Raw genomic sequence first — 13,952 nt, 5'->3', positions numbered from 1 at the left:
TGGGGTGAGTCTGCATCGGGTCGCAGAACTACCGGATGACGGGTTGTCCACGGTGCGCGTGCCGCTGCTGGGACAGCGGCTCTGCGCCGGCTTCCCCTCGCCGGCCGACGACTTCCTAGAGGCGGCGACCGAGCTGCCGCGCTGGCTCGTCCCGAACCCACCCGCCACCTTCCTCTGGCAGATCAGCGGCGAGTCGATGCGCGGCGCCGGCATCTTCGACCGGGATCTCGCCTGTGTCGATCGCAGCCTGAAGGCCGGGCACGACTGCGTAGTGGTGGCTGTCGTCAACGGGCAGATGTCGATCAAGCGGCTTGTGATCAAGGGCAACCAAGCGCGGTTGGCCTTCGACAACCCGGATCTGCCCGCCTTCGCGGTCGAGGACCTGGAGGAGGCCGCGATCTGGGGCGTGGTCCGCTTCACCATCCGCTGGCACCTCGTGCGCGGGCAGCCCGGCCGATGAGCCGGGCACTGGCGCTGATCGACGGCAACAGCTTCTACTGCTCGTGCGAGCGGGTGTTCGACCCCAAGCTCGCGGGCGTGCCCGTCATCATGGTTGTGCCGGCGCGCGCGGGCGTGCTCGAGAAGCGGGGCTGGAGCACGAAATTCGAGATGCGCCCCCCGCTACCCGACGCAGGTGAGCGAGATCCCGTTGATAGCGGCATGAAGTGCCGTGGCGAGGTGGATCATTTATCTAATCCGTCGGCAAGTTTTTGTCCTAAGGTTGCATGCAACGATTTGTTCCACCTTTGATTGTAATGTGAGACAGATACAATGCTAAAAGTCACGCCTTGAAGCGATGCACTGCTTGACTGCTTGCGAAGACAGAGTGAATTGCTTTCCGACAGTTGCGTGTGGGTAGGCAATGGAAAAACAGATCTGTCGCAACACCGGCCTCAGCGCATGAGTCAGTGTTTGCGGCTCCAGCAGGCCAGCACGTTCAGGCAGGTCGCGCAGCTGCCGGATTACCTGTTCGGGCGATATATGCCCGATGTCGACCATCGCACAGCCGGCGAGGTGCTCTCGCACCCGGCCTTCGCGACTGTGCGACGAAGCTATGTCGTTGGCACGATGGCCAACTACGAGTTCGCACGCTTTCCGGGCAACATACAGCCCGCGGCCTATCGTACGATAGCTATCGGCGTGCTTGTCTGCCTCTGGTCGGCCTCCGACCCAGTCGATCGCACGACGTGGCCTACGGTGGCTCGTTTCAAACAATTGGCTTCCGCCTTCAGCCTAGCAGGCACTCGCCAGATCGACGATTTCATCGGTCGCCTCGTCAGAACGGGCGACATCGTTCTGGATCGTGTTGCAACTGATGGTCGCGTTCGCCTACTGCGCCCCACGGACAAGCTTTTGACCTGGGACCGGCAGACGCTCAAATCCTACTATGATGTGCTGCAGGCGCTCTACCCGGAACCAGGATACGGACCGGCCGTCGCATGCGATCTGACGTTCCAACGAGCCCACCGCAAAGGCGCCCTGGTGGTTTTTCCGGCGATCGGGAAGTTCCTTCACTGGAACGTCGACCTGCTCCCGTTCCATCAGATGTACCAGGGCTGCCACATACTGATGGTACTGACAGATCTGGCATTAGCCGACCCAGGAAAGCCCATACGGGAACGCGATCTAACCCACCTTCGGGACAGCTTCGGCGTCTCTCGCTCGCATATCCGCAACATCCTGCAGGCGGCCGAGACGGCGGATCTCTTAGTCCAGAGCAAGCAGGATCGGCAAGGCTTCACACCGACGCCGCGCGGTCTTACGGCAGTCGATATATTCATTGCCAACACACTCGCATGCCACGATTTGACTGACCGTCTAGCGCTCACTGAGATGGAGCAGGATGCGGGTTTATTATAGCAATGCGCTTCCGAGCTCATCTGCCCTCCGGTGAGGCGCTGACTGCAGAGTTCGTCTACCGAAAGAAAATGTTAACTTCTATCGCGGCCCCCAGTTCATCGCGTCCGCTGCCTCGTCGTGCTCGGATTTGGCCATCGCCCCTATGCCTTCTCCGGCCGCGCCATCAGGATCGCGGTCCGCGCTATCGTGCGCCGCTAGCCGGGCTTGGTCTCCGGCTTCGCGGGCACCGCATCGACCGCAGCGTTGATCTCGTCGTCCGTGGTCTCGGCGGCCTTGCGGAGGTCGCCGGTGGTCTTCTGATCGGCCATGGCGGGGACGTAGCGCTCAGCCCTTGAACGCCCAGATTGGGATGCCCTGCGGCGTGCCCGGCACGTGGCGGTAGTAGGTCAGGTTCCCGTAGGTCACCGTCTTCGCGTCGATCGCCTCGACCTGTCGCCCGGTCAGCACCAGGGCGCCGCAGTGGTCGGCCCGACCGGTGCCGATCACCGGATGGATCCCGAACAGCTCGAGGTCGGTCCTGCCGAGCTCGACCGCCTGCGCGCCGAACCGCTCCAGGAAGTCGAGCATCGCGGCGTGCGTCTTCTGCCACTGCTCACCGTAGAGGCCGGTGCACGGGCTCTTCGCTGGGCTCAGGCTCTCGACGCCGGAGCGCCAAGTGTAGAGGTTGGAGGTGGGGACGGGGGCGAGGTGCCCGGACATGCCGGGCTTGTGGCCCGGCAGCCTTACCGGATCCTTGCTGGACCGACCTGCGTCCAGTCTGTTGAGCAGGCCGGACCAGCTGTGAGGTTAGGTTGCGAAGAAGCTCTGGTTCACGCTCGCTGCCTGAACGCCGGCGAGTTCGATCGTGCCGCCGGTCGACAGCGTCAGAATCGCATTACCGTCAGCGGATCCACTCACCGAGTACGTCTGACCGGCCGCCAGCCTGACCCGGTCACCCTGGGCTTGGTCGAAGCCGAGGACCAGATCCGCCGAGGCCGGATCCAGATCGGCCGCGTAGGTGTCCGCTCCGAGGCCGCCGATCAGCGTATCGCTGCCATTATCACCCGCAAGGAAGTCGTCGCCCTGGCCGCCGAAGAGGATGTCGGCGCCGTCGCCGCCGAAGAGAATGTCCGCGTCCTGATTGCCGTAGATGACGTCGCTCCCCTCCTCGCCATAGAGGACATCCGTGCCAGCGGCCCCGAGGAGGGTGTCGTTTCCAGCACCCGCTATGCCAAGGTCGTTGCCAACGTCACCGTTGACAACATCGTCTCCGAGATTGCCGAACAGAGTGTCATTGCCTAGGTCGCCATCGACAAGATCATTGCCTTGGCCGCCATATACTAGGTCATCGTCTTCGCCGCCTGCTACAAAATCGTCGCCCTGGTTGCCATAGACGATGTCGTTATTCTGCTCGCCGACCAAGAAGTCGTTGCCAGCGCCGCCATACAGAACGTCATTGCCTGGATTGCCAGCGGCGTAGTCGTCCCCTTCACCAGTGTAGATGGTGTCGTTACCGATCTCGCCAATGATCTGATCGCTGCCTTCGTTGCCGTAGATCAGGTCTTCGCCTGGGCCCCCTGCGATGAAATCGATCGCGCCGCCGCCGTAGATCGTGTCGTTGCCAGCTTGGCCGTCCAGCCGATCGAAGCCGTCCTCGCCGCGGATGAGATCGTCACCCGGAGCGCCGTTGATGATGTCCTCGGCGGCCGTGCCCACCAGGGTGTTGGGCAAGTCGTTTCCGTTGAGATTCGCCATAGTTCAGGTCCTGATCAGGGCCAGCAACGTAGCTGTTGCCCGGTCTGAACCTCGCAGAGCCGATCCAGTTCTCAGTAAATAAGGGATATAAGCTCCGATAATTGATCTATGTTATGTTTGTTTTTAGTCATACTTGAGTTCATCATGCCCTCTTGGAAGCGGCGAGCGGCTCAGAAATCGCGGCATGATCTTGTTTCGATTGATTTTTCTAGCTCGGCAATCGTCGACCGAACCGTCGACACGACGCTCACTATCGAGATGTTCGAGCGCTCCGGGACGCTGCGCCAAAAGCGCACAGGGCAGCGGAGTGAGGCTGCATCAAAGGGATCTTGTTCGCCGAAATGTCTCGCCGCACGATCGGTTGTCGGAATGTCACTCGTTGTAACACAGGTTCAGCGCTCCGGCATCCGTGCCGGCGCGTTTCTCGTGCTGCCCTCACGGTAGGTGCGAGGTGCACGGGCATCAGCGCGGGATACGGATCGCCATGCCCTGCCGCTATGTGCGCGGCGTCACGTTCGAGATCCGGCACCATTGCGACCGGCTGCCTCATGTCTGGGCCCATTTCCCGGCGCCCGCAATGGTGTGGTCATCATGGTCATACGTTGGGCCATGCGATCAATGCGTCTCGCCCTAGCCAATTCTCCGCCGGACACCCCGCGCGCTCGGCCCATGAAATAGGGGTACGCCCGTCGAACGAAGCGTGGGCAGGTGAGACGTCACTACTAGTTTTTACAACGACTTAGCAAGAGAACGCACCGTTCGGGACGTGGGGGTCGCAGGTTCAAATCCTGCCACTCCGACCAAATATCCCGAGGTTTCTTACAGTATTCGAGAAGTAGGTTCGGACGCAGCTCTGAGCCTTTCGCCAGTTCAATGTATAGATCGTGCATCCGGTCCGGCCCGATGCGTTCAGCTCTGTCTCTGACGTTGGCGCTGTCTTCGTCCCAGGAATTTCTCCAGCTCGGGCGCGACCCGCAGGCTCGTTTCGGAGCGGCGCCGATCTCGGCCCCGATTGCCTTTGCGATGGCTTGGGCCAAAGCTTCCCGCGCGCCGCGCCCCAACGAAGGACGCGCGCAATGGAGGAGCATCCATGAGCACACGCCGCGATTTCCTGCACCTGTCCGCAGCGGCCACGGCAGCCGGCGTCCTGGCAGGTCCTGCGTCCGCGCAGGCGCCCTCGACCGATCTGGGACGGCCCATCCCCCCTGCTGGCGGCGACGCCCTGCGCCTCGTCACCTTCACATCTGGAGCAGACGGTTCTCCGCGACTCGGCGTCGTGCGCTCGGACGGGCGCGTCGTTGACCTGACGGGTACCGCGCTCCCGGGCTTCGATTCCCGCAGGATGGTCTCGCTGATCGAGGCCGGACCGGAGGCGTTGGCCGCCGTGCGGCGCGCGGCGTCGGCCGGAGAGGGCCTACAACTCGACACGGTGCGGCTTCTGGCGCCCATTCCGGAGCCTACCCGCAACATCTACGCCGTGGGCTGGAACTACCTCGAACACTTCGAGGAGGGACAGGCGATCCGCGGCACTCAGGCGGAGTACCCCGCCCATCCGGTATTCTTCACCAAGGGTGTCAACACGATCAACGGACCCTACGACCCGATCCCCTACGACGCGACGGTGTCGACGGCGATCGACTGGGAGGTGGAACTCGCCGTGATCATCGGCAAGCAGGGCCGCAACATCCAGGAAGCCGACGCCATGAGCCACGTCTTCGGCTACAGCGTCATCAACGACACGACCGCACGCGACATGCAGATCAAGCTTCACGGTGGACAGTGGTTCAAGGGCAAGAGCCTGGACAAGCATGGCCCAATCGGTCCCTGGATCGTGCCTGCGGCCGATCTCGATCCCTCGGACCTCCGTCTGACGACCCGGGTCAACGGCGTGATCAAGCAGGACGCCACGACCAAGCAGATGTACTTCAAGCTCCCTCGCATCATCGCCGAGTTGTCGCGCGGCCTGACCCTGATGCCGGGAGACATCATCGCCACCGGCACGCCCCCTGGCGTCGGCAACGCCCGCAAGCCGCCCGAGTACCTGAAGCCCGGCGACGTGATGGAGACGGAGGTCGCCGGTATTGGGACGCTGCGCAACGTGATCCAGGCCGTCCCGGCCTGAGGCACCGGCCGCCTACCGCGGAGCTTCGAAGGCCGATCGGTGATCGAGGGCCGAGAACGTTGTGTGGCCCTGGATGATCGAGCCCTTGTCTTCCTCGGCACCGGGTCACGAGGATCTCTGAGCGGTGGACGCCCGACTGAGCGCCCGCCCTGCTCCGCCAGCCAAGCTCGGCCGCCGCAGCGACATGGCTCAGCCTGACATCGGCTTCGGAGTGATACCCGATCTGCGGGCTTGGACGGCGGTATCGTCCGGTTCGCTGATCCAGGAGAATGCGATCGCGTGCCGATTCTGCCTACGATGGGCTGCATGACGCATGTTCCAGTCCCGGCCGCACGCTACGTCATTACTGCGACGGCGCGCGAAGGCATCGTTCAGCAGACGCGGGTGATGGCAGCGAGCGCAGTCGTCCTGGCTCGGTCCTGGCAGGATCGCGGCTACGCCGATGTGAGTGTGATCGATCCCCACGGCGATCCGCTCGGTCCAGAGGCGTTCCGGATCAAGTTCATGGAGGGCGGCAGACGCTTCCGCTGATCTTCACCACGCACGCCGGTTGCGCGGGAGGTCACGACGAGGCGGCCGGCAACGCCTCCATCAGGTCGAACACGTCGGCCGAGACCGCCGCCCGATCCTTGAGGGCCCGGATCACATCCGTGCTCGCCCTGGCGAGTTCGGCGTCGAGGAGCGTGCCGATCAGCCCGGACAGCTCGGCGACGCGGGTGGCCGCATGGGCCAGGGCTCGCACCCGGGCGGCCGCAGCCCCGGCCACCGTGCCTCCTTGCGCCGAGGCCGCCACCAGCTCCACCACCCATTCGGGCTTCCAAGCGATAAACCACGCCTCCTTGAAGGTGCCGCGCCCGCGCGTCTGCCGCCGCTCGCCCCAGGGGATGCCCAAGAGTTGCAGCCGGTTGAGGAAGTGGCTGCGGGCGAGGTCCGTATCTTTCCGCAGATCGAGCATGATCTCGCCCGCATCCCCGCCGGGCTTGAGGCGCAGGCGTTTGCACTGGACAGCAAAATCGGCCTCGACCGGGGTACCGGGGCTGTCCGGCGGTGTGGCGCCCAGGCGCTCACCGATGACGAGGCGGCGCCGGATCAGTGCCATCGGGGCGTCGTCGACGCCCGACTGGCCGCGCGCGTCGTAGCGGGCGAGCGCCGGGACGTGCCACGCGCCGCAGACCACGGCGACCCGCTCGAACTCCTTGCCGGCCTTGCGGATGGCGGCGCGCATATGCGCCTCGCGGACCTCCTCACGAAACGCCTCGTCGGGGTTGGGCTCGGCCTTCTCGCGCAAAGCCGCCATCGCGTCGGCGATCGCGACGAAGACGTCGCCGTCCGTGCCCGTGCGGCTCTCGATCAGGGCGTCCCACCAGCGCTCTCCGTCCGGGTAGCCGGCGGCCTCGGCGAGCTCGCCCAGCGGGTCGCGCCGGATCGCGGCGGGGACTGGGCAGGGGCCGTCCTTGAGCAGGGTCTCGGCCCCCTCGGCGAGCGGGTCCGGTGCGGCCTCTTCCGCCTCCGCTCCCTCGCGCGGCGCGCCGAACCCGTCCGCGAACTGGATCGCCTGCGGCAGGTCGATGAAGCGCACGACCGCGCCGGCCGCGATCCCGTGGCGCATCGCGAGCCATTCGGGCGAGAAGCCCGCAAAGGGGAAGAATGCGCAGGTCTGGGGACGGTCCGGCCGGTAGACGAGGAGTGCGACCGGGGGCGCCATCTCCGCGTGGGCGACGAGTTCGATCAGCCCGTCCGCGTCCGGCGGCCCCTCGATCAGCAGGCAGTCGGGCCGGAACGCGTCGAGCGCCGCCTGGAGCGAGCGGGCCGAGCCCGGCCCGTGATGGCGGATGCCGAAGAGGCGGATCTCAGGCATGGCAGGCCCCTCAGGCGCCGGCGCGGGCGGCCTTGTAGAAGTCCTTCCAGCCGTCCCGCTCCTTCACTACCGTCTCCAGGTACTCGCGCCAGACGATGGCGTCCTGCACCGGATCCTTCACCACCGCGCCGCCGATCCCCGAGACGAGGTCGTGGGCCGAGAGGCGGCCGTCGCCGAAATGGGCGGCGAGCGCCAGCCCGCTGCCCACCACGCTGATCGCCTCCGCGGTCGAGAGCGTGCCGGAAGGTTGCTTGACCTTGTTCTTGCCGTCGACCGTGACGCCCTCGCGCAGCTCACGGAAGATCGTGACGACGCGGCGGATCTCGTCGGCGCCCGGCGGCTCGGCTGGAATCTCGAAGGCGCGGCCGAGCGCGGCCACCCGGGTCTCAACGATCGCGATCTCGGCCTCGATCGTGGCCGGTGGCGGCAGAACCACGGTGTTGAAGCGGCGCTTGAGCGCGCTCGACAACTCGTTGACGCCGCGGTCGCGGTTGTTGGCCGTGGCGATGAGGTTGAAGCCCTTCCGGGCCGCCACCTCCTCGTTCAGCTCCGGGATCGGCAGGGTCTTTTCGGACAGGATCGTGATGAAGCTGTCCTGCGTCTCCGAGGGGATGCGGGTCAGTTCCTCGACGCGGGCGATGCGGCCCTCCCCCATCGCCCGTATGATGGGCGAGGCGACCACGGCCTCGCGACTTGGGCCTTTGGCGAGGAGTAGCGCGTAGTTCCAGCCGTAGCGGATCGCCTCCTCGCTGGTGCCGGCCGTGCCCTGCACGATAAGGCGCGAGGTGCCGCAGATGGCGGCGGTCAGATGCTCGCTGACCCAGCTCTTGGCGGTACCGGGCACCCCTAGCAGCAGCAGCAGGGCCCGGTCGGTAGCCTGCGTCGCCACCGCGACCTCCATCAGGCGCCGGTCGCCGATATATTACGGCGTGATCTCGAAGCCGGAGGCCAGTTTTCCGCCGAGCAGATAGGTGACGACTGCCTGCGGCGACATCTGCCAATTCGAAGGGCGCGGCCGGTCATCGGAGGCCTTCAGCGCCGCGATCTCCTCCGCGAAGGCGTTCTCGGCAGCCTGTCGCATCTGCGCGGCCTTCACTCCGGTGCTCGAGATCATGCCTGGACGCCCTCCCCTGTTCTGATCTCGAAATCCCGCCGCATACCCGCGCGGAGCTTCAGCGTCTCGGCGAGCGTCGTGAGCTGGTTGCGCAAACGCCCGCCCTCCTCCTCGGAGAGGCGCGCCAGGATGGCGGCGGCGGAGGCGGCGGCGTTCTCGCTCGGCCAGAGACGCTCGCCGAGACGCTCGACGACCCAGCCCTTGCCCAGCTCCTTCCGCAGGCTCTCGGAGCTGCGGCTCACGACGGCAAGCCAGTCGAGGAGTGCGACGCTGAACGGCTCGGAGAAGCGCTCCGGCCCCTGGGCGAGCATAGCCAGCACCGGCTCGATCCGGCGGCCCCGGATCAGCTCGGCGACCCGCGCCTCCCAGTCGGCATCGGGAAGGAGGTCGAGAGCCTGCGCCCAGAGACCGAGGAGCTGGGCGGTCCGGCGCACGCCCTTGATCGTCTCGCCATAGGCATCGGCCAGAACCTAGGCCATCGCGCCCGTCCAGTCCGGGTCGCGGGTGCGCCGGGCCGTGGCGTATAGTCCGTTGAAGACCGGGTCCGACCCTCGCTACCGAGCGCCAGCGCAATCCAGAGCCGCGGCGGATGGTCTGCGAAGGCATCGAGCGGCGCGCGCGCCAGAATGGCGCGCAGCAGGGCCGAGCGGGCGCCGCCGTTCCGGCTCTCCCAGGCGTTCGCGTCCACGCTGTCACGGACGAGTTCGGGGCTCTCCTCCGGTAGGGTGAGGACGAGGGCGTGCGTCGTGCCGCCGAGCAGACGCCTCTTGCTCTCGACGGTGAGCGCCGCCCGCGCCCACCCCGACATGCGGCTGGCGTAACGCGAGCCGGGCAGGAGTGGCAGGAGGCGCTGCGCCGCCAGTCGCACGCCGCTGCCGCGGTCGTCGAGGCAGGATTCCGAGAAGGGCTCGTCGGCCTCCGACAGCCCGGTCGCCAGGGCGTTGACCAGGGTGTTGCGCAGATCCGCCTTCTCCTTGCGGAAGACCGGCTCCAGGGCGACGCGCGCAGCCCCTGGGTCGCGTGCCCGCAGCGCCGTGAAGGCGGCGCTGCGCTCGGCGAGCGTACCCACGGTCCAGTCGGACGACGCGTCGGCCGTCTCGGCAGGAGCCTCTCCGCAGGCGCGGGCAAGCCAGGCGAATTCCGGCCCGGCGATACGGTCGATCGGCTCGGGCAGGGTATCGCGCTGGCCGGCGAGCGCTTGCAGCAGCCAGGCGGGCGCTCGCACTCCGGCTGCGAAGGCATCCCGCGCCGCCGCAACGCTCGCCGCTCCCGGCAGGGCGACCTTCGCGGCGCAGCCGGCTTGGCCGTCGCGAAAGACCGCGCGCAGCGGCGGGTCGCCCGGCTGGAAGGCGAGCGCGCCGGAGAAATCCTGGCCGGCGGTGGGGGCGGCCGGCAGCGGCGATGCGGCCGTGCCGTAGTCGAGCACCTGCGCCACGACGCAGGAGGCGCGACCGACGAGCCAGACCGAGCGGACGGTGAGCTTGTCCTCCTCCTCGACGCTGTGGGCGAGCACCGCCCAGTCGTCGGTGTGGTCTGGCCGAGCGGCCATCTCCTCGTTGGTGACAGGGAATCCGAGCGCGGTGCGCACGCCCGCGGCCTGCTCGGGCTGCAGCGCGTCGAGCCGGCGCGCGGCCCGGACCAGCAGTGCGAGGCGCCCGAGACCGAGGCCGAGCGCCGCCTCGGGCCGGGGCGCCCCGGGTTGTGCCACCGCTGCGACGAGGCCAGGGAGCGCCCGGACCCGGCGGGCCATACCCGGCGCCTGCCCGTCGAGGAGACGTCCGGCCATGCGATCCCAGAAGGCATAGGGCTCGGCTCTGGCGCTTGAGAGACCGCGCCGCATCAAGTCGCACAGCCAAAGGTCGAACTCGTCGAGGGCCGCCGCGACCCGACCCTCGCGGGCCTGCCGCCGCTTGGCCTGCGCGCGCTCGTCCACGGGCTTGGTGGGGGCCTGCGCCCGCGTCTCGGCCGCGGCGGCGCGGGTCTCGCGGCCTTTGGCCCAGGCCTCGACCCAGGCGGGCGCCGCGGCCTCGTCGATCGGCGCGGCGGCATCGACCAGCCTCAGCCCGAGCGCGTGTTTGCAGGGGAACTTCCGGCTTGGGCAGCTGCATTTCGCGGCTGGCCCGGAAAGGTCGGCCACCGTACGGTACGGGCTCGCGCCGCTGCCCTTGATCTCGCCCCAGATCACTGCCCCGGCCCGCCCGAGGCCGGACCACTTGGACGGCCTGGCTTGATCCTGACCCCCTTGCGGCTGGCTTCATCGGGGGCGAGATTAAGGATCTGGGAAATCGTCACAATCATGCGGCAGGGCGGCCGATATTCCGTCGATCAATTCTGTAGTAGGCCGAGAGTAGCGGCTTCTGATGACGGAACAAGCTTGACGCATAGGGGTTCAATGCGGCAACAGATCTATTGCGTTCGGTATTTATTTTTCCGATCGATTCTGCTCTAGGTCCTGATTACCTCGTTGCACGCCAGTCAGAACACTTCCAATGTTCCGCTGCCAGGATCCATGGCTGCCGTAACAGCCGGGACCGGGTGAGTCTCGGCTTCCGCGCTCGACATCTTGAGGATGTTCCGGTCCGCATGTTGCGGTGCGGGGTGCGTGATCCCACTTGATGGGCATCGAAGATCCAGCCAGGAGACCACGATGGCACGCTTCATCGCGATCGAGCGCGAGACCGGACGCGTTTACGGCGATACGGGCCGCTTCGGCTCCAACGGCAACGTGGTCTCGCCGGCTGACGCGGTCTGCCTGTTCGACCGGCAGGTCGGGCGCGCCACGCGCGGTTTCGGCTACGTCAAGGCGGACAGCGATGCCGCACAGTACGACGTCTACGAGATCGGCGCGGCCGGCTCCGGCCAAGCCTCGGCAACCGATGCGGATGCGCGCGCCGCGGTTCGGGAGCATGGCGCCCTGGCCGCCTCTCTGGTGACCTACAACACCTGAACGCGCCGTCGCGGCTCGCCCGCTCTCGCAGCAGCCGCGACCGCCACCTCGTCGGCGGCCGCGCCCCGACGGCCGATCAGTACCCCCTCGCCAGGTCGACGGCTGCTGGTATCCGCCCGGTCGCCCGGTAGGCGCGCAGGTTGCCGGCCACGACCGCCGCCGCGGTGACGGGGTTCGTCGGGCCCGTGATGTGCGGCAGGATCGTGACGCCGGGGTGCCGCCATAGCGGTGAGGCGGCCGGCAGCGGCTCGGTCTCGAACACGTCGAGTACCGCATGGTCGAGATGGCCGGCATCGAGGGCGGCCAGCAGGGCCTCGGTGTCGATGATCGCGCCGCGGGCGACGTTGATCAGGGCGGCGCCCGGCTTCAGTTCGGCGAGGCGGACCGCATCGAGGAGCCCGCGCGTCTGCGCCGTTAGCGGGAGCAGGCAGACGACGATGTCGCTTTGCCCCAGAAGACGGGTGAGTCCCCCGGAGCCCGTGCAGGTCTCGACGGTGGGGGCCGAACTCTCGGCGCGTCCGGCTGGTGCCGAACGGGTCCAGGCCGCGACACGAAAGCCGGCCTGCACGAGCCGGTCGGCCGCCGCCCTGCCCAGCGCGCCGAGTCCGAGCAGGCCGACCCTCGTATCGGCCGGGGCACGATAGGGCCGCTGGCGCCAGAGGCCCGCCTCCTGCTGGCGCCGGTAGGCCGGCATGTCACGCTGCAGATAGAAGGTCCAGGCCAGCACCGCTTCCGCCATGGTGCGCGCCAGTTCGGGATCGACCAGTCGCACGATCGGCACCGCCGCCGCACCGAGATCCGCTACGAGGCGCTCGACCCCCGCCCACAGGCTCTGGATCCAGACGAGGCCTGGCAGCTGCGCGACCTCGGCAGGATCAGGATTGGCGACGATCGCGATCTCGACCGCCGCCCGTTCGGCAGCAGTCAGCGCACGGAACGGAAGGATGATCTCATCGGGCAGTGCCGCCGTGAGGGCAGCGCGGTAGCGGACCTCCTCCGCGGCTTCGAGGCTGCCCAGGAAGGCGATCGGCACGCGCATCTGTCGGGGTCCGGGTTCGTGCCGTATCGTGCGCGGGATGCCGGGCCGATCAGTCGGCCGGCACGGTCCTCGCGCCCAGAGTCGCCGAAGCTCCGGGCGGATCCGTACCGCTTGAAACGAGAAAGGCCCCGTTTCCGGGGCCTCGAAGACTTGAACCATCCACATTATGTTGGGATGGTGGGCGCGACAGGGATCGAACCTGTGACCCCTACCATGTCAACGTACTCACGTCGACCCGGCGCTGAGCTCTGAACCCGCCGGTTTCCCGAGGCGGATCAGTCGCTTGCGGTGCGTTCCCGTGCAACGCCGTCCGATCCCATCGCGCCCCGTGAAACCGGGGTTTCCGACCCGGGGTCGGAAACATCCCGCTACGCCGCCGCGGCCCGCTTCTGGTACTCCGCGTGGGTGTGGCCGTACACCTCCAGCACCATCTTCACGGTCATTCCGAGGTACTCGCCGACCTCGTGCGGCGGCACCCCGGCGCGGAGCATCAGCGTCGCTCGGGTGTGCCGCAGGATGTGCGGCGTGGGCATGCCGAGGTCGTCGTTCGGATCCTCGTTCCCGACCCGCCACGAGCCGTCGATCTCCCGGCGGTCCAGCCCAGCGAGCCAAGCCGCCCGGCCGAAGGCGCCGTCGATCCGGCCGAGCGGGACGCCGCGCTCGTGGATCACGTGGGTCACCGGCATCGGCTTGCCCTCCGCGTCGCGCAGGTCCAGGGCCATGTCCGCCTTCCGCCATTCCAGGAGCCGGGGCAGCAGCCGGTCGTGGATCCGGCACGGGGGCTGGCGCTTGCGGCTCGGCGGTGCCTCCGGGCCGGCCCTGAAAAGCGTCACTCCGTTGAAGTCGATCCAGCCGTCGATCCGGTCCCGCTTCCACCGCAGGCCCAGCATCGCGCCGGACCGCGTGCCCGAGTAGAAGCCCACCTCGCAGGCACGTTCCAGGTGATCGTCGTGGACGTAGGCATCCCCTGCCCGCTCCTTCCAGGCGGCGACGAACGGCGTGTCCGGCGCCCGCTCCCAGACCGGCTCGCGCGTCGCCAGGTCGGACGAGACCCAGCGCCACCCCTGCGTCACCTTGAGGAGCCGCGCGTACTCGACCTCGGTCAGCCAGTCGACGTGCGGCTTGGCCTTCGTCGGCAGGGTGATGACGGGCTTGGCGTGGAGCGTGAACTCGCGATGCCAGTGACCGACCGCGGCCGAGAGCGTCTGTAGCTCGCGCCCGGCCGTCGCCGGCTTGATAAGCTTCCCCTCCCCCTTCGATCCGGGCGGCCGCCACCGC

General features: G+C 67.5%; 12 protein-coding genes and 2 pseudogenes. 6 read left to right on the top strand and 8 right to left on the bottom strand.

Annotated features, from left to right (window positions below):
• Positions 1 to 4: 4 nt before the first annotated feature.
• From MFF54_RS01070 to MFF54_RS01060, 3 genes are all read left to right on the top strand, one after another.
• Complete coding sequence (locus tag MFF54_RS01070; RefSeq protein WP_238300603.1) at positions 5 to 460, top strand: LexA family protein; 456 nt, start codon at positions 5 to 7, stop codon at positions 458 to 460.
• Positions 457 to 750, top strand: coding sequence for a hypothetical protein (locus MFF54_RS01065; protein ID WP_238300642.1), 294 nt, complete (start codon positions 457 to 459; stop codon positions 748 to 750). Before MFF54_RS01070 ends, MFF54_RS01065 begins: the two co-directional genes overlap by 4 nt.
• A 162-nt stretch (positions 751 to 912) precedes the next feature.
• Entirely contained in the window at positions 913 to 1,860 is a 948-nt protein-coding gene (locus tag MFF54_RS01060; protein ID WP_238300602.1) for a hypothetical protein, read from the top strand.
• A gap of 324 nt (positions 1,861 to 2,184) precedes the next feature.
• On the opposite strand, the gene MFF54_RS01055 is transcribed toward MFF54_RS01060, so the two are convergent.
• Both MFF54_RS01055 and MFF54_RS01050 read right to left on the bottom strand, forming a co-directional pair.
• A complete protein-coding gene (locus MFF54_RS01055) occupies positions 2,185 to 2,559 on the bottom strand; it encodes a hypothetical protein (protein WP_238300601.1) in 375 nt (124 codons plus the stop codon).
• Positions 2,560 to 2,646: 87 nt separating this feature from the next.
• The gene (locus MFF54_RS01050) at positions 2,647 to 3,594 is read right to left on the bottom strand and encodes a calcium-binding protein (RefSeq protein WP_238300600.1); all 948 of its coding nucleotides are present in this window, start codon (positions 3,592 to 3,594) and stop codon (positions 2,647 to 2,649) included.
• 1,090 nt (positions 3,595 to 4,684) lie between these two features.
• Between MFF54_RS01050 and MFF54_RS01045 the strand changes: the two genes are divergently transcribed.
• Both MFF54_RS01045 and MFF54_RS01040 read left to right on the top strand, forming a co-directional pair.
• Complete coding sequence (locus MFF54_RS01045; protein WP_238300599.1) at positions 4,685 to 5,716, top strand: fumarylacetoacetate hydrolase family protein; 1,032 nt, start codon at positions 4,685 to 4,687, stop codon at positions 5,714 to 5,716.
• A 231-nt stretch (positions 5,717 to 5,947) separates the two neighbouring features.
• Positions 5,948 to 6,247: a hypothetical protein gene (locus tag MFF54_RS01040; RefSeq protein ID WP_238300598.1), complete on the top strand. Its 300-nt coding sequence runs from the start codon at positions 5,948 to 5,950 to the stop codon at positions 6,245 to 6,247.
• Positions 6,248 to 6,293: 46 nt separating this feature from the next.
• On the opposite strand, the pseudogene MFF54_RS01035 reads toward MFF54_RS01040, so the two are convergent.
• The 4 genes and pseudogenes from MFF54_RS01035 to MFF54_RS01020 form a co-directional block, all read right to left on the bottom strand.
• Positions 6,294 to 7,574: pseudogene (locus MFF54_RS01035) on the bottom strand (DUF5682 family protein); the annotation flags it as partial.
• Between the two features lie 10 nt (positions 7,575 to 7,584).
• Positions 7,585 to 8,688 (bottom strand): annotated as a pseudogene (locus MFF54_RS01030) (ATP-binding protein).
• On the bottom strand, positions 8,685 to 9,122 hold the full coding sequence (locus tag MFF54_RS01025; protein WP_238300597.1) for a DUF5691 domain-containing protein: 438 nt from the start codon (positions 9,120 to 9,122) through the stop codon (positions 8,685 to 8,687). Before MFF54_RS01025 ends, MFF54_RS01030 begins: the two are co-directional and overlap by 4 nt.
• On the bottom strand, positions 9,032 to 10,873 hold the full coding sequence (locus tag MFF54_RS01020; RefSeq protein ID WP_238300596.1) for a DUF5691 domain-containing protein: 1,842 nt from the start codon (positions 10,871 to 10,873) through the stop codon (positions 9,032 to 9,034). Before MFF54_RS01020 ends, MFF54_RS01025 begins: the two co-directional genes overlap by 91 nt.
• A 462-nt stretch (positions 10,874 to 11,335) precedes the next feature.
• Here MFF54_RS01020 and MFF54_RS01015 point away from each other — a divergent pair, with 462 nt between their 5' ends.
• A complete protein-coding gene (locus MFF54_RS01015) occupies positions 11,336 to 11,635 on the top strand; it encodes a hypothetical protein (RefSeq protein ID WP_238300595.1) in 300 nt (99 codons plus the stop codon).
• A gap of 76 nt (positions 11,636 to 11,711) precedes the next feature.
• On the opposite strand, the gene MFF54_RS01010 is transcribed toward MFF54_RS01015, so the two are convergent.
• Positions 11,712 to 12,674 carry a 2-hydroxyacid dehydrogenase gene (locus MFF54_RS01010; RefSeq protein WP_238300594.1) on the bottom strand — a complete coding sequence of 321 codons (963 nt, stop codon included), beginning with the start codon at positions 12,672 to 12,674 and terminating at the stop codon, positions 11,712 to 11,714.
• Positions 12,675 to 13,042: 368 nt separating this feature from the next.
• A partial coding sequence (locus MFF54_RS01005) for a site-specific integrase (protein WP_238300593.1) occupies positions 13,043 to 13,952 on the bottom strand: 910 nt, incomplete at its 5' end.

It is taken from the genome of Methylobacterium gregans (assembly GCF_022179245.1).
Classification (GTDB): domain Bacteria; phylum Pseudomonadota; class Alphaproteobacteria; order Rhizobiales; family Beijerinckiaceae; genus Methylobacterium; species Methylobacterium gregans.
This window is presented reverse-complemented; position numbering and strand designations above follow the sequence as displayed.